The sequence below is a fragment of the Acidicapsa ligni genome, assembly GCF_025685655.1.
GTDB lineage: Bacteria > Acidobacteriota > Terriglobia > Terriglobales > Acidobacteriaceae > Acidicapsa > Acidicapsa ligni.
In genome coordinates this window covers 1-13,066 of sequence record NZ_JAGSYG010000001.1, presented here as the reverse complement: position 1 = coordinate 13,066, position 13,066 = coordinate 1, and the positions used below count along the sequence as shown (strand labels likewise).

The following is a 13,066-nucleotide window of genomic DNA, read 5'->3' as shown; positions in this document are numbered from 1 at the left end:
GCAATATCCTTATCCCGAAGTACGTGAAATAGTACGTGAAATCGAGAACGTCAGTTCCATACCGCCGGAACATCCCACACGCGAGGCTAGTTTTTCTGCTTTTCCTTATCCGCCAACAGCTTCCTGCGTTCACGAATGAGCTTGTTACGCTCCTTCTCCGGCATCGCTAGAACCGTCTTGACGCGCTTCGGAAGCTTCTCGTAAATCAGCGCATGAGCCTGTCGCAGCTCTTCCTCAATCGCACGCGAACGCAGCATATCCCAGCCTTCGAGAGTCACCCAATATGCTTTAGCCAGGTACGGAGCGGGAATAATCCCTTCGGTTTCCAGCAACTCATGAAAGCGCTCCCCGCCGCAATGAAACCACAAAACGCCCGTCCCGATTCCGTCCAGATTCGTCATGGCAAACATCTTGCCGCCGATGGCCTTGTCGCCCACCCAGTAGACGAGATGATGCCCCCAGTTCACCGTTTCAGTGACATGCGGCAACCCCATGCAAAAGGCCCGGACGCGTTCGTTATCCATCATTCATAATCCATCGAAGCCGAGTGTAATCCAAAACGATCGGGCCTTCCCACCAGAAATTCAGCAGGAAGGCCCGACAGTTATAAGTCGTTTATTCGAAACGTTACGCCCCGGTTGTAAGAACCACGCGGAACCGCGCTTTGCCGCTCATCATGCGGTCAAAAGCCTCAGGAGCCTTATCCAGCGAATAAGTCTCGATCTTCGGCCTTACCCCCGTGAGCGCGCTGAAATTGAGCGTATCTTCTGAGTCCATGCCCGTGCCCGATGGAAATCCCTGGATACGCCGACGCCCCAGTACCAGCGGCACAGCAGAAACTTCAAACGGCTTCAACGGAATCCCCACAATCAGCAGCTCGCCATTCGTTGCCAGCCCACCCACTGCGGCAGCCAGAGAAGGCGCATCCGTCAGCGTCGAGAGAATCACGACCGCCCCACCCAATTTCTGCAACTCTTCCGCAGGATTCTGAGTTGTGCTGTCGATGTAGATATGCGCCCCCAGCTCCTTTGCCAGCGAAGCCTTGTCTTCTCCGCGCGCGATAGCCACCGTAGGAAAACCCGATTTAGCGGCAAACTGCACGCCAAGATGTCCCAGTCCGCCAATTCCCAATACCGCAACAAGATCTCCGGGGCGCGCTCCACTCTTGCGCAGAGAGTTGAATGTCGTAATTCCAGCGCACATCAGCGGCGCGGCATCGACATCCGCAAGATCGTCAGGAACCTTCGCCAACGCGTTCGCCGGAGCAATCACGTAGTCTGCATATCCGCCATCGTAGGAAACGCCGGCAATCTGCTGGTTCTCGCAGAGGATGAAATCGCCGCGACGGCAGGGATTGCAATAGTTGCAGTGCCCACCATGCCAGCCCAGGCCCACCCGTTGCCCGATCTTGAAGACTGGTACGTCCGCTCCGATCTCATCGATCACACCGGCAACTTCATGCCCCGGCACACGCGGATAAGAGATTCCAGGAAAAGCGCCAAACTTGGTCACAGTATCGCTATGACAGACTCCACAGGCTTGTACGCGAATGCGTACATGGCCAGGGCCCGGTTCAGGAAAGACTCGCTGAATAAGTTCGAAAGGACCGCCCGCTGCGGTCACCTGGAAAGCACGGCCAGTAACGTTAGGCATAATTAGGTGCGCTCCTTGGCGCCTAGGTGTAGAGGCTAGCAGAGCTCATTTGCGAAATACATAAAATTCAATGAATGAAAATCGATCCCTTAAACACGCCTGCCGCTGGTGAGATCCAGCGCAAAAGGCAAATCCTTGTCGGTCATCAAATCCCAGCCCTGACCATGAAGGATATTCTCCTCGATGCGGTCGATCGTAACGCCCTCCCAGGAGAGTCGATCCGATTCCCATGCTTCCCCATCGCGTCCCCAGGCCAGGATGGAGTGGTGCCCGATAAACAGAAGCAAACCGCCCGGCGACGAATGCAGGTCATCCGGCAAATAACATAAAACCTTCAACACCGGACGATAACGAAGCATCGTAAACTCGCGTGGATTGCCCACGTTGATCAGGTACGCATAGCCGCCCGAAATGGCGCAAAGCCAATCCGGATGAGGCATAGCCCAAATTCCCGAAGGCGCAGCCGGGTCTTTGAAGCCAAGTGCACAAGTCGCCAGCAGCGGCTGCTCGCCTGCCCCAGGTTGCACCAGAATCTCCAGCGCACCCAGCTCCACTTCCTCGACCTGCCCAGGATAAACATAGTGGCGGCTGGGCAGAATCATCGGCCGATTGGGCAGTATCTCGGCAGTCCAGCTATGTGCAAAGGTGCCGTCAAATATAGGTGCAATCATTGCCTGGCCCCCCTGCTTAATCTTTTGCTCAACCCTCCACTACACCGCATCGACAGTGCGGTGCAGTGGAGCATTTAGATCGACTAACTATAGCGTTCCAGTTCTTTTGCGTAGCGTTCGGAGAGAGCCTCGATGTATTCGTCAGCGCCCCACTCCTCATTGATCTCAGGCAGATCGAGCAGATTGCATGCAGCCTCAACCACGCCGTAGGAAACTTCCTCCTGCTGCAGCAGCTCAATCAGATCGGGCAGCACGCGTAGTTCCTTGCGCTTGCCCAGTCCAGCCACAGCCTCTTCGCGCGTGTCCGGATTGCCGTCGTCAAGGCGCTCAATCAGGGCCTTGCGAATCTCCGGTGTATCGGCATTGCCCTGCACCCCAAGGCCAAAGGTAGCCCAATCGCGGATATCCGGATCGGGATCTTCCATGAGCTGCAACAGCACGCGAACCGCGTCCGGATGGTCGGCAAAACAGCTAAGCCCAAAGGCCACGGCAAAACGTACATCCGGGTCGGAGTTGCCCCGTTGTTCCAGAATGAGCGGCACCGCCGCCGGGTTGCCAAGATGGCCAAGCGCAACCAGGCAGGAGTCGATAACCTCCAGGTCCAGCTCGTCCTCAAGAACGCCCACGACAACGTCATACGTCTCATCTGCAAAGACAACATCCGGATGATCTTCCGTCTTGCCAAGCTGAGCGAGAATATCCACGCCCCGCCGTCGCTTCGCGGGCTTGTTGTTGCGGCACCACTGCACTGCCTTGTCGAAAACCTCTCGGCTGGCGATTGCCTGCAGCTCGCTGATGGCTTCCCACGGACCACCTTCGTCGTCCTCGTCGTCGTAATCGCCTTCGAGCGTCTGTTTAAAAAGCTCGTCTATCTCTGCCTGTGTGCTCATCGTCACCGTCCTCCTAAAGAATAAGCCGTCAGGCACACTCGGGATAGTCATGGATAGCTTTCCGGCCCCGTTTTCTATGAATTTTCGAACCGTCTACCCGCCATCCTCAAGCGGCCCCGGCAGAGAGTCGTTTGGGAAAAAGCGCTTATGCATGAGTCAAATGCGCTAGTCTGCACCTAGTCCAATTGGAGTGAGGTTTTCATGTTTCAGCGCTCTGCCAGCCTGCTCGCTGCGCCCTTGATGATTTTTCTATCCCTGGCTTCTGCTGTGAACGCACCAGCCGCAGACGCACCACAAACACTCGCTCAGAAAATCGCCGGTCTCGATCGCAAAGACGGATTGTTCCCGCTGGATTGGGATGAAAAGAGCGGCAAGCTATATCTTGAAATCCCCGAAAGCGGAAAGGATTTTCTGCTGCTCGACCAACTGCCGTATGGGCTCGGATCGAATGACATAGGGCTCGATCGTGGTCAGTTGGGAGAAGGCCGCGTTGTTCATTTCACCCGCGTCGGGCCCAAAGTTCTGCTAGTCGCGCCGAACCTGACCTATCGCTCCAGCGCCGCAGATCCCGCGGAGCGCATCGCGGTAAAGGAATCGTTCGCCGAGTCCGTTCTATGGGGTTTCAAGGTCGAGGCCGAAGACAAAGGCATCCTGCTCGTGGATGCAACCGACTTCTTTTTACGCGATGCTCACGGAGTCGCCGAACGTCTGCAGGACGCAAAGCAGGGGAGTTATCACGTCGATGCCAGCCGCAGCGCAATCACGCTGGACAACACCAAAAACTTCCCCAAAAACACTGAGGTTGAATCAATCCTGACCTTTGCCGCCGATGGCTCGCCACACGGACAATACGTCGCCGAGGTGACACCCGATCCTCATGCCATAACTCTGCGCGAACACACCTCATTGATCGAACTGCCGGACGACAAATACAAGCCGCGCATGTACGACCCGCGCTCCGGCTTCTTTTCCCTTCAGTATCGCGACTACTCCGTTCCTCTGAATGAGCGCATGGATCAGAGCCTGCTCGTACGCCATCGCTTGGAGAAGCGCGATCCCAATGCCGCTGTGAGCGAGCCCGTAAAGCCGCTTACGTACTATGTGGACCGCGGCGCTCCCGAGCCAATTCGCTCTGCTCTGGTTGAGGGCGCACGCTGGTGGAGTGAAGCCTTCGAAGCGGCCGGCTTCAGGAATGCCTTTCACGTAGAGGTGCTGCCCGAGGGCGCAGACCCGATGGATATTCGCTACAACATGATCCAGTGGGTGCATCGTGCATCGCGCGGATGGAGCTATGGCGCGGCCGTGACCGATCCGCGCACCGGCGAGATTATCAAAGGGCAAGTCACGCTCGGCAGCCTGCGTGCGCGGCAGGACTATCGCATTGCCGAGGCGTTGCTTGCCCCGTACCTGGACGGCAAGCCGATTCCTCCCGAGATGGAGCAGATGGTCCTGGCCCGCACCCGACAACTGGCAGCGCATGAGGTCGGGCACACGCTCGGCCTGCAACATAATTTCGCCGCGTCTTCCCTGGGGCAGGGAACATCCGTGATGGACTATCCCCACCCATTGATCACGCTCGATGCGAGTGGCAAACCTACCCTGGACAAGGCGTACGCAGTCGGCATCGGCGCATGGGACAAGGCCGCGATCCGCTTTGGCTACTCGGAGTTTGCACCAGGCACCGCCGAGGCGCCAGCGCTCGATAAGCTGCTCCGTCAAAACGAAGCAGAAGGGCTGCGCTTCATCACCGACGAGGACTCGCGGCCACTGGGCAGCGCAAATCCTTACGGACATCTATGGGATAACGGGCCCGATGCATCCGCCGAACTGGAGCGGATCTTGGCGATTCGCAAAGCGGCTCTCGCGCGATTCGGCGCCGATGCAGTCCGCCCCGGCGAGCCAATGTCGCAGTTGGAAGATACTCTGGTGCCGCTCTACCTGCTGCACCGCTATCAAACAGAAGCAGCAGCCAAGCTGATCGGTGGACTCGATTATCGCTATGCCGTGCGCGGCGATGGCGGCATGGTCACAGAAAAGCTCACTCCCGAGCGGCAGCGTAAAGCGCTCAGCGCCGTGCTGAAAACGCTAGATCCGCAGGCTCTGACGCTTCCCGCCGAGCTGCTCGCGCAACTGCCGCCACGCCCGCCAGGATATCCAACAACACGCGAATCCTTTGAAGGACATACCGGCCTGACGTTTGATCCCCAGGGGGCAGTGGAGGCCTCGGCGGAGTTGACGGCTTCGTTGCTCTTCGAACCTGCGCGCGCCAGTCGGCTGGTCGAGTATCACGCGGAGAATCCGAAGTCGCCAGGGCTGGATGAGGTGATCGGGCAAACATTGAAAGCCACATGGGAATCGCCGCGCCTTGAGGGCCCGGCCGGGCAGACGCAGTTTACTGTGGACTCCGTAATCCTGAGTCACCTGCTGGAGCTCTCTGCCGACAAGCAGGCTTCCGCGCAGGCGCGAGCCGAGGCATTGGCGCAGGTCGGCGTACTTGAGGCATGGCTGCACATCCAGGCAAAAGACGCAGCTTCTGCAAGCTCCAATGCCCACTGGGCAGCGGCAATTGACGAGATCGAGCGCTTTCGCAAAGACCCGGAGAAGTTCGCCGCGCCGCCAGCGCTGGCTACTCCGCCGGGTCAACCCATAGGCTCAGAGGACGATGATTTCGAGCTGCCGTAAACGACGCTGAATCTGACGTTAAATCTCACGCTAAGTCTTAGGAAAAATGCTCCCAGCCATGCGGTTCAAGTGGCTGGGAGTTTTTTCCTGTTCGCAGTGTGACCCGCGCTCGTCCTTTACGCGCAGGCAGTATGCGGCCAATCGCAGTAACTGCGACACCGTCAATCCTGCCGGGAATCTTCGTCGACTCGGGCGCAGTGAAGAGCAACTCGTAGTCTTCGCCGCCATGCAGCGCCATCTCCAAAGTTGCCCCATGGCCAGTTCTTCCGGACCCAAGCGGCAGCGCCGCGGCATCCACTTCCGCGGCGACACCCGACTCCTTGCAAAGATGGGCCAGATCGGTCGAGATTCCATCGCTGATGTCCATCGCTGCGGATGCCAGGCCGCGTTTGCGCAGCAACAACCCCTGCGCGATGCGCGGCTGAGGATAGAGATGGGGATGGGGTGAATCCCCCGTCGCCCGAGTGTGACTTGCAAAGCTCTGCGGAGCCCGCGCCAACGCTGCAAACTCGGCTGCTGACCCGCCCAGCGAGCCGGTGACGTAGATACGATCGCCCGGTCTGGCGCCAGAGCGCAGCAGCGCCTGCTCTTTCGGTACCGCGCCGGTCAACACGATATCCGCAAGAGCGATGGGCGACTCAGCCAGATCGCCTCCGGCAAGCGGTACGCCGTGTTCCTTGGCGAGAGCAAGCAGGCCGTCGAGAAAGCGCTCCACCCACGAAGACGCTCCATCCGCGGACTGCGTCAGATCGCGAGGCAAGCCGAGGGACAGGAATGCCGCCACCGGACGCGCTCCCATGGCGGCCAGATCGCTCAATCCCCGGGCCAGCGTGCGATGTCCAACCGACTCCGCTGGATGCCAGTTCAAGCGAAAATGCCTGCCTTCAATGGAGAGATCTGTGGTGAGGGCCAGCTCTTCGTCGGCTCGCAGCCGCAAAAGAGCGCAGTCGTCGCCAATACCCAACCGCACGCCCCGATGAGGAATTCCAGCAGCACGTTTGCGAATTTGAGCCAGGAGAGCGAGTTCTCCCGCCGGTTTGCCGGGCTGTGAAGATGAATCCTTGCGCTTACTCATTTAAATTGCACCATTTACGCGGTATATTGGGTTCGAAACACCGCTTTATCTGTGAGCTGAACTGTCGATTGATCGCAATGATCGGAACGCTGGTAACGGCTTTGATGTCAGGTGGCGGTCAAATTGGATGCCGCGAGAACGAAATTCGTTGCTGATTCGTCTACAATTAAGTGTACGAGATCGCGTTACGCTTGATCTGTACCCGCCCATGTCCGGTTTCAGTCTGGAGCGGGATAAAATTTGTTCCGAGAAGCCGTTCTGGAAGACGGAATCACGGAAGGCTTTGAGGAAAGTGGATGCTCCGTAAGCGTTATTACATTCTTTTTGTAGCCCGGGATGAAGATGGCCGCGTACGCAAGATCTCGCTTCCCGTCCAATATGTATATGGGTTCGTAGCGGCCGCTCTGGTGGGTGCGTTTACCATCGTGGGCCTGGCCGGTTCTTATACTCGCATGTTGTTGAAGACAGAGAGCTTCAACCAGATTCGACAGGAACGCGAGACCCTGCGCAAAAACTATCAGCAGATGGCCGAGGTCGCCCACGAGCGGGATGTGCAGGTAGCATCTCTCGGCGCTCTAGCCAGCGAAGTAACTGCCATCTACGGACTCAAGCAGAACTTGCCACTCGGAAAGCACTCAACCGCAGTCGCAGCGTCTTCTGCTACTCCAACTACGCTAGCTACGACTGACGATGTAAATCAGCAGCAGGTCAAGCTTTCGCTGGATCAGTTCTATACCCTCCGCGCCCAGGCCCTGTCAGGCCGTGTTTCCCGCGCGCTGGAAGGTGGATTCGGCGCAGACGCCTCCTCAGGGCTGAGCGATTGGACGCAGGTTGCGGATGCGCCCTCCTTATGGCCGGTTGAGGGACGCGTAACCTCAACATTCGGAGAGCGTCAGGATCCCTTCAACGGAGAAGGTGCTTTCCATGCCGGACTCGATATTTCCGCTCCTACCGGCACCGTAGTACGCGCAACCGGAGATGGTCAGGTGGATTCCGCAGAGGCCGTCAACGGCTACGGACACGAAGTCATCGTCGATCACGGCCACGGAGTGCGCACGGTTTATGCGCATCTTTCCGGAATGATCGTAATCCCAGGGCAGCACGTCGCACGCGGCCAGATCATTGGGTACGTCGGGCAGACGGGCCGTTCCACCGGGCCGCATTTGCACTACGAAGTTCGCATCAACAACGTGCCGGTAAACCCGCACAAGTACCTGCGCTCAACCTTTGCCGAGATGGAAGCCAACAATCTACCAGCCTCTGCTCCAGCTTCTGCCTCGGTTATTCAAGGCAAATAACCCGTAAGCATCCTAACCATCAAGGGTTAATCCCAGACGCAAAAAGGCCACGCATGCAGCGTGGCCTTTTTGCGTCCATCAGGCAGAGGCTACCGAGGCCCGCCAGAGCCGGATTCAGAGCCGCCCCCATCCAACAGCTCGACCGGCAGATTCTGAGGCAGTGTTGCGTTGGCAATCACGCGATTGTGCTGTTGTGTGATCTGGGCGGTATGCAGCACTTCCTTCAGGCCGTTATTCGCCGGATTGTCGGCGAGGCCGGCAGTCGCTGCCTGGGCCACGCTGAGCAGGAGATTCAGATTCGCAGTCTGGCTGATGGCCGTCGCCTCCGTGGGTGCGATCTCAACCACGCGCAGCTTGAGCGAGCCAGCCCAGTGAATAGAAGCAAGAAAGGTCGTATCCGCAGCCAGGGGCAAGTCCATCCCCAGCACACGCAGGCTGCCGCTCTCACTGAAAGGGAGGCCAATCTGACCCATGCCCCACGCAACCGAAAGCAGCGGCATTTCGGAGTAATGCTCCGCCAGCAGCGTAGACCCTGAAAAGGGAAGCGCTGCAGTACGATGCCGATCGAGGATCGAGTGAATCTGCTCCGTGCTCGGTGCGTTGGAGATGGCAATCATGTCATAGCCAATCTGCACAACGCGGACCGTGCGCCCCTCGCTCGGCAGGCTGAAGATGGTATGCCCGTCGTAGTTTTCTGTGCTCGCAGCATGCGCCGCCAGGTAGGCCGCGAGACGCTTTCCATCGACCTTGCCCTCCAGCACCATCGAGTAAGCCACCAGCCCGTTCGACCCATTGGGATTGCTCATTCGATGCAGAGCAACCGCGGCTTCCTCAAGATCGCGCTCCCAGTCGATGCCCGTAGCGTCGATAAAGGACTGGTATTCAGGCGCGCGAACAACCGGCTTAAGGCTCTTATGCAACACAGCCCGCAGTGGGCGCAGATTCACATAGACAATGCCGTCAGACTCAGGCAGCAGGCGTGCTGCTTCGGGTGGAGCTTTAAAGCGCAGATAGATGGCTGCTGCCAGAATCACCAGCACAGCAGCCACGATCCAGAGGGTTCTACGAGTGCGTTTAAGCATGAGTGGCCGTCAGGATTACACTACCATCCCGCATGGCGTTACCTGCACCGGAAGGCTCAATACTGGCTCAGGCAAAAGGCGAAATGCAGTCGCCGGTCAGCCTCGCGCATGGAGGATCTTACTTCGTCGGTAGCGCTTCTAAATCGGCATTCAGGTTGATCTTGCCGCCTGTTACATTCAACTTCTTCGTCCAGTCTGAGAAGCCCTTCTTTGTTACCGAAATGTCATGGCTTCCTACGCCAACACTCACTGTCGAAGGAGTGTTGCCGACGAACGCACCATCGATCTGAATATCTGCTCCCGATGGAGCCGAATCAATTGTGAGGCTTGGCTGTACGGCCGCCGGCGCTGCCAAAACAGCCTGCGAAGCCGCCACGCCAAATTTTGACATGTCCAAATGCATGTCCCCTTCAACAAAAGACGTAATCTCCGTTCCCTGCGGGATCGTGATGTCCTTCCCGTGAATAAACAGGAAGAGTGGAGCAGCAGGAAAGAAGATGATCGAGGTTGCTACGATCGCGCCCGTCATCGCGCCGACATGCCCACCTCCCTTGGTATCTTTTGTCGCGCGCAGAGCCACTTTTTCGTTATCGCTAAGCCTCGCGTACGAAATGCTGATATTCAATTTGCCCGCCCTGCCCATGCTTTTCTTATGATCGACCTCGGTTACTGTTCCGATCGCCGTGGCTCCCTTGGGCAAAACAACTGTGTCGTCGACCTTGATGTCCTCCACAACGTCAAACGGAATTTCCTGGTTGATCTTGGCGTCGGATGAAGAGATGGTCTGATTCAGCCGGAGTTTAACGGGAGTGCCGTCCAGCAACGTGTGAGGCTGAGCTACACCTGCAGATACTGCCGTTTGCGTTGCAGGCGCTCCAGCGACTGCTGTTGTTTGTTGTGCAACCAAAGAGGTCGCCATAAGCGACACCAGCACAGGCAAGCATGACTTCGTCAGCTTCAAGTTTTGCTCCAATCAAAATGCGAAACGGGATGGTCAACGAATTCTATGTTTTATCTGAGACGGAGGCAATTTTATCTACCGCCTAAAATTGCCTCCGATAAAAGCTGAAGAGCCAGATAGCAGGGTTAAAGCATTGAATCTGCACCGATACTGGTGCGAATAAGGCGCGAAATGAGGCGTGAAATAAACCCTCTGCGAATTATGGCCATGCCGCTGCGCCACAAAATTCATTCGTGCCAGGCGTGCAGTTTGCCCCACCCGTGGCCCTGTGCTAATCTTGACTTCTGTGCCGTGAGAGCGGCAGGAGCGGGTGTGTCCGCCCTGTCCTAGGACCGGCCCAGGTTTCAGGTCACCGATGTTTTGGTGAATTGGGCTGGCGTAGCTCAGCTGGTAGAGCATCTGATTTGTAATCAGAGGGTCGGGGGTTCAAATCCCTTCGCCAGCTCCACTCAATCACGGCGCGGGAGCCGCCTGAGGCAGTAAGTTGTTGATTTTGTTTTATGGGTTGCTTTGCGGAGCAGGTTAAATAAACGCTCAGTTAAGTAAATCCAGTCCTCCGCGGTGAACCCCCAGAGGCGTTACTCCGACATCACCGGAGATTTCCGGATGCCTACGGATGCGCCAAAAATGGGGGTTGCAAGGTGGATTAGAAGATGGGCACAGGTGGCCGAGTGGTTAATGGCAGCAGACTGTAAATCTGCCGTCCTTTGGGACTACGAAGGTTCGAATCCTTCCCTGTGCACCAGTACGTTGAGGGTTTTACAGGATGTTGAGTGAGCCGGATCCGGAAGTAAGGCTGGTCCAGAAGCGGGACCGGAAATTCTTGATTGCAATGGCAATGTTCGGCGTCCTGGCAGTGATAATCTGGTTTACCTTTGGTGAGGGCACAGCCTTCGTCTTTGGTCGGCAGATTGAAATGCGATGGATTCCGTTGTTCGTCATCGGAACATTTGTTTTCCGGACCATAATGGCCCGGGAGGCAGATAAAATCCGGCGGGGCAGCGGCAAGTAGCAGGTTTAAGTAGGGCTGATGTAGCTCAGATGGTAGAGCACTCCCTTGGTAAGGGAGAGGTCACCGGTTCAATCCCGGTCATCAGCTCCAGAGTTTCAGCGGATAGCTGCTGACTCTCAACTTCCAGCCGGTAGTTTCGAGCGGTAGCTTGATCCGGCGAGGTGAAGTGAAGAGTTACGGCTGGAAGCTAAAAGCTGTATTTGCGGGAGTAACTCAGTGGTAGAGTCACAGCCTTCCAAGCTGTTGGTCGCCGGTTCGATCCCGGTCTCCCGCTCCAGAGTTTAGCGGCTGGCCCGAGGGCCGGATTCGCTCATCAGATTTTGTAAGTGGTAAGGAAAAGATTGATGTTCGAGCAGGCATTGTTTGCGGTTCAGAATGAGCAGGGATTTCAGCAGTTGGCTTCGCGCATTGACGCAGCCTGTGCTACCAATCGCGCCGACCTTTTCCTGTCGACCGTAGCAGCAAAAAAACTGCGCGTTCGCCAGTTTGAGTTGATTCTGGACAAAGGCCTGTTGGGCAAGGACGGTCCGGATCTGTACAAGGCTCTTCCGATGAGCGATCAGGCATTGATCCGCGAGAAGTACCTGGCTCGCATCGAGAAGATTCCAGTAGAGCTGCGGCAAAGGTTTTTGAAGGTTTACGCGTACTATTGATGGTTTTGTGCTGTCCTGCATTTTTTGGAATCGTGAAGTTGGTTTGGAGCAGAGTGTGAATCGTATTGAGTATGGCGCGATCATCGGAAGGCGGTTAGCCGAAGAAAAGGATCGTCTTCAGGCGGAGTTTCACAGCCATCGGGTCCAGAGCTGCGCGATTGACGGCCTTCTTCCGGAGGAGGAAGCGGATCGAATATTCGCCGCATTTCCGGATAAGAGTTCGATGATGCTCAAAAAAAGTTTGCGGGAGTACAAGTACGTTGCAGCACAGATGAACCAATACAATCCGCTGCTGGAGGAAGTCGTTTACGCTTTCCAGCAACCCGGAGTGTTGAAGTTGGTGGAAGAGATAACTGGAATCCGGGAAATGGAACCAGATGAGCATTTGTATGCTGGCGGGATCAGCTTAATGGGTAAGGATAATTTTCTAAATCCTCATCTGGACAACTCGCATGACAAGAATCGCCAGGCATATCGGGTTCTCAATCTGCTGTACTATGTCTCCCCGGATTGGACCCACGAGTCTGGCGGTAATCTGGAGCTTTGGGATGATGGTCCGAAGGGTGAGCCTCGGGAAGTTGTGAGTAGGTTTAACAGGTTGGTGCTGATGGCCACGCACGAGAAATCGTGGCATTCGGTCAATCAGATTAAGGTCGATCGCAGTCGCTGTTGTGTCTCTAATTATTACTTTTCGGCTAGGCCGCTTGAAGATCACGAATATTTTCATGTGACTTCGTTTCGAGGCCGACCTGAGCAGCCGGTGAGGGATCTGGTGCTTCAGGGGGACATAGCTCTTCGACAGGGAATTCGCAAGGTCTTCAAAAAGGGTATTGTTGAAAATCCTCATGTGTACAAAAAGCCAGAGGATCAAGGGTCGGAAAATACGAATCAGTAGCCTGACCGGAATTGCAAATTAAGATCTCAAGCAGAGGAACGAGAGGGAATCAAGATGGCGAAGGAAAAATTTGACCGTTCTAAGCCGCACGTAAACGTAGGGACGATTGGTCACATTGATCATGGCAAGACGACGTTGACGGCAGCGATCACGAAGGTGTTGTCGAAGCACAACCCGAAGAACACGTTCCGTTC

13 protein-coding genes and 4 tRNA genes are annotated in these 13,066 nt (G+C 56.4%); 10 read left to right on the top strand and 7 right to left on the bottom strand.

What is annotated here, in order from left to right:
- Nucleotides 1-86 precede the first annotated feature (86 nt).
- From OHL19_RS00085 to OHL19_RS00070, 4 genes are all read right to left on the bottom strand, one after another.
- On the bottom strand, nucleotides 87-527 hold the full coding sequence (locus OHL19_RS00085; protein ID WP_263355520.1) for an MmcQ/YjbR family DNA-binding protein: 441 nt from the start codon (nucleotides 525-527) through the stop codon (nucleotides 87-89).
- A gap of 100 nt (nucleotides 528-627) precedes the next feature.
- Complete coding sequence (locus OHL19_RS00080; protein WP_263355519.1) at nucleotides 628-1,653, bottom strand: alcohol dehydrogenase; 1,026 nt, start codon at nucleotides 1,651-1,653, stop codon at nucleotides 628-630.
- An 89-nt stretch (nucleotides 1,654-1,742) separates the two neighbouring features.
- Nucleotides 1,743-2,324 (bottom strand): hypothetical protein, encoded by a 582-nt coding sequence (locus OHL19_RS00075; protein ID WP_263355517.1) that lies wholly within the window; start codon nucleotides 2,322-2,324, stop codon nucleotides 1,743-1,745.
- 83 nt (nucleotides 2,325-2,407) lie between these two features.
- Nucleotides 2,408-3,214 (bottom strand): HEAT repeat domain-containing protein, encoded by an 807-nt coding sequence (locus tag OHL19_RS00070; protein WP_263355516.1) that lies wholly within the window; start codon nucleotides 3,212-3,214, stop codon nucleotides 2,408-2,410.
- Between the two features lie 201 nt (nucleotides 3,215-3,415).
- Here OHL19_RS00070 and OHL19_RS00065 point away from each other — a divergent pair, with 201 nt between their 5' ends.
- Nucleotides 3,416-5,896 (top strand): zinc-dependent metalloprotease, encoded by a 2,481-nt coding sequence (locus OHL19_RS00065; protein ID WP_263355515.1) that lies wholly within the window; start codon nucleotides 3,416-3,418, stop codon nucleotides 5,894-5,896.
- Nucleotides 5,897-5,933: 37 nt separating this feature from the next.
- On the opposite strand, the gene thiL is transcribed toward OHL19_RS00065, so the two are convergent.
- The gene (gene thiL, locus OHL19_RS00060; RefSeq protein WP_263355514.1) at nucleotides 5,934-6,971 is read right to left on the bottom strand and encodes a thiamine-phosphate kinase; all 1,038 of its coding nucleotides are present in this window, start codon (nucleotides 6,969-6,971) and stop codon (nucleotides 5,934-5,936) included.
- A gap of 296 nt (nucleotides 6,972-7,267) precedes the next feature.
- Between thiL and OHL19_RS00055 the strand changes: the two genes are divergently transcribed.
- Nucleotides 7,268-8,269 (top strand): M23 family metallopeptidase, encoded by a 1,002-nt coding sequence (locus OHL19_RS00055; RefSeq protein WP_263355513.1) that lies wholly within the window; start codon nucleotides 7,268-7,270, stop codon nucleotides 8,267-8,269.
- Nucleotides 8,270-8,358: 89 nt separating this feature from the next.
- Here OHL19_RS00055 and OHL19_RS00050 read toward each other — a convergent pair whose 3' ends face one another.
- Both OHL19_RS00050 and OHL19_RS00045 read right to left on the bottom strand, forming a co-directional pair.
- Nucleotides 8,359-9,351 (bottom strand): hypothetical protein, encoded by a 993-nt coding sequence (locus tag OHL19_RS00050; protein ID WP_263355512.1) that lies wholly within the window; start codon nucleotides 9,349-9,351, stop codon nucleotides 8,359-8,361.
- 118 nt (nucleotides 9,352-9,469) lie between these two features.
- Nucleotides 9,470-10,270, bottom strand: a complete 801-nt coding sequence (locus OHL19_RS00045) for a PEGA domain-containing protein (RefSeq protein WP_263355511.1) — start codon at nucleotides 10,268-10,270, stop codon at nucleotides 9,470-9,472.
- 414 nt (nucleotides 10,271-10,684) lie between these two features.
- Here OHL19_RS00045 and OHL19_RS00040 point away from each other — a divergent pair.
- The 8 genes from OHL19_RS00040 to OHL19_RS00005 form a co-directional block, all read left to right on the top strand.
- A tRNA-Thr gene (locus OHL19_RS00040) sits at nucleotides 10,685-10,760 on the top strand.
- A 209-nt stretch (nucleotides 10,761-10,969) separates the two neighbouring features.
- Nucleotides 10,970-11,057: transfer RNA gene (locus tag OHL19_RS00035), tRNA-Tyr, on the top strand.
- A 21-nt stretch (nucleotides 11,058-11,078) separates the two neighbouring features.
- Complete coding sequence (locus OHL19_RS00030; RefSeq protein ID WP_263355509.1) at nucleotides 11,079-11,324, top strand: hypothetical protein; 246 nt, start codon at nucleotides 11,079-11,081, stop codon at nucleotides 11,322-11,324.
- Between the two features lie 14 nt (nucleotides 11,325-11,338).
- Nucleotides 11,339-11,414: transfer RNA gene (locus OHL19_RS00025), tRNA-Thr, on the top strand.
- A gap of 112 nt (nucleotides 11,415-11,526) precedes the next feature.
- Nucleotides 11,527-11,601 (top strand) — tRNA-Gly (locus tag OHL19_RS00020).
- 67 nt (nucleotides 11,602-11,668) lie between these two features.
- Nucleotides 11,669-11,977, top strand: coding sequence for a hypothetical protein (locus OHL19_RS00015; RefSeq protein WP_263355508.1), 309 nt, complete (start codon nucleotides 11,669-11,671; stop codon nucleotides 11,975-11,977).
- A 55-nt stretch (nucleotides 11,978-12,032) separates the two neighbouring features.
- Nucleotides 12,033-12,872: a 2OG-Fe(II) oxygenase gene (locus OHL19_RS00010; protein WP_263355507.1), complete on the top strand. Its 840-nt coding sequence runs from the start codon at nucleotides 12,033-12,035 to the stop codon at nucleotides 12,870-12,872.
- Between the two features lie 54 nt (nucleotides 12,873-12,926).
- Nucleotides 12,927-13,066: GTP-binding protein (locus tag OHL19_RS00005; protein WP_263356783.1), on the top strand; the 140-nt coding region annotated here is incomplete at its 3' end.